A 276-nucleotide genomic window follows, 5' to 3' on the forward strand; every position below is an offset into this window, starting at 1 on the left:
AATAAAGACGATATCGCATATGTCATATTTACCTCTGGTAGTACAGGAAAGCCTAAAGGGGTGACTATTTCGCATGAAGGGGCTGTTAATACAATTTTGGCTGTTAATGAGCGTTTTGCTGTGTCATCAGAGGATAATGTTTTAGCGTTATCTGAATTAAGCTTTGACTTATCAGTGTACGATATATTTGGTGTATTGGCTGCAGGCGGTACAATCGTATTTCCTGACACCTCTCGTACTAAAGAGCCGAGTCATTGGTGTGAGCTGATTGCGCGT

The 276-nt window shown here is 41.3% G+C and carries 1 protein-coding gene; it reads left to right on the top strand.

Annotation, left to right across the window (positions count from 1 at the left end):
• On the top strand, positions 1-276 hold a 276-nt coding region (locus CWC11_RS20410), incomplete at both ends, for an AMP-binding protein (protein ID WP_138684149.1).

It is taken from the genome of Pseudoalteromonas sp. S3178 (genome assembly GCF_005886985.1).
Taxonomy (GTDB): domain Bacteria; phylum Pseudomonadota; class Gammaproteobacteria; order Enterobacterales; family Alteromonadaceae; genus Pseudoalteromonas; species Pseudoalteromonas carrageenovora.